Source organism: Mesorhizobium dulcispinae (genome assembly GCF_033977345.1).
Classification (GTDB): domain Bacteria; phylum Pseudomonadota; class Alphaproteobacteria; order Rhizobiales; family Rhizobiaceae; genus Mesorhizobium; species Mesorhizobium dulcispinae.
On the sequence record NZ_JAVIIY010000058.1, the window covers coordinates 1 to 1,568 of the forward strand.

Sequence of the window (1,568 nt, forward strand, 5' to 3'; positions counted from 1 at the left end):
CAGGATCGCCAAGCCTTGAGCAGTAAAATCTGAGAGCCCGACATCCTGGCGATCGGCGCGGCGAAGGACCTCCTCGCCAATGGCGACCGTGGCCTGCCGATTGCGCTCCTCTTGCGGCCACTTGCTGAAACCGTTCACCAGGACCGCCAGATGCTGATGACTAAATCCTTCGATTTTGCCGACGCGGGAAGCGATCTCCCCAGCCATGGCAACTGCAGCCTGGCGCATGCCTGGCTCTTGCGGCCATTTGCTGAAGCCATTCACCAAATTGGCCAGGCTCAGCGGAGCAAAGTCGGAGAGCCCGACATTTGGGTGATCGGCGCGGCGAAGGACCTCCCCGCCGATGGCGGCCGTGGCCTGCCGATTTCGCTCCTCCTGCGGCCACTTGCTGAAACCGTTCACCAGGATGGCCAGCTGCTGATGGGTAAATCCCTTGATTTTGTCGGCACGGGAGGCGATCTCCCCGGCGACGGCGACCGCCGCCTGGCGCATGCCTGGCTCTTGCGGCCACTTGCTGAAGCCATTGATCAGATAGGCCAGCTCCTGACCAGGAAAACCGCGCAATCGGTTGGCGGCGCGACTGACCTCAGAGGCGATGGCGATCATCGCCTCGCGCGTGCTTGCCTGTTCCGGCCACTTGCTGAAACCGTTCACCAGGTTGGCCAACTCTTGATTCGCAAATTCCTTGAGCTTTCCGGCTCGGGCAACGACCTCGCCGGCGATGGCAATGGTCGCCTCGCTCGTCTTCTGCTGGTCAGGCCACTTGCTGAAACCGTTCACCAGGTTGGCCAACTCTTGATACCCAAATCTGTTGAGCTCGCCGGCTCGGGTAACGACCTCGCCCGCAATGGAAACCGTCGCCTCGCGCGTCTGTTCGGGCCACTTGCTGAAACCGTTCGCCAGGTTCGCCAGATGTTGATCAGTGAATCCGCCGAGCTCTTTGGCACGCGCAACGATCTCACCGGCGATGGCAACGGTAGCATGGCGCATGTCGAATTCTTCGGGCCATTTGCCGAACCCGTTCACCAGATTGGCCAACTCTTGATGTGGAAATCTATTGAGCTTGCCGGCGCGGCCAACGATCTCGGCGGCGATATCCGCCACAGCTTGGCGCAAATCCTGTTCTTCCGGGTACTTGCCGAAGCCATTGACCAGGTTCGACAGGCCCTGCGGGCTAAAATCGGAGAGCCGCTTGGCTCGGCCTGCAAGGCGCGTCACCTCGGTGCCGATAGCGCTAGTGGCTTTCCGACACTTCGCCTGGCTCGGCCATTTGCTGAAACCGTTCACCAGGTTCGCCAGGCCCTGCGGTTCAAAATCGGAAAGCCGATTGGCTCGGCCTGCGAGGTACGTCACCTCGGTGCCGATAGCGCTGGTGGCGTCCCGACACTCCGCTTGTTTCGGCCATTTGCTGAAGCCATTGACCAGATTGGTCAGGTTCTGCGGATTGAATTTGGAAAATCCCTCCGTCTCAGCGCGGCGAAGAACCTCACCAGCGACTGCGAAAGTGCCGTCGCCACACCCTGGCTGGTCAGGCCACTTGCTGAAGCCGTTCACCAGCAGCGAGAGGT

Annotated in this window: 1 pseudogene; it reads right to left on the reverse strand. The window is 60.8% G+C overall.

The window, feature by feature from the left end:
* A pseudogene (locus RFN30_RS32210) lies at positions 1–1,568 on the reverse strand (hypothetical protein); the annotation flags it as partial.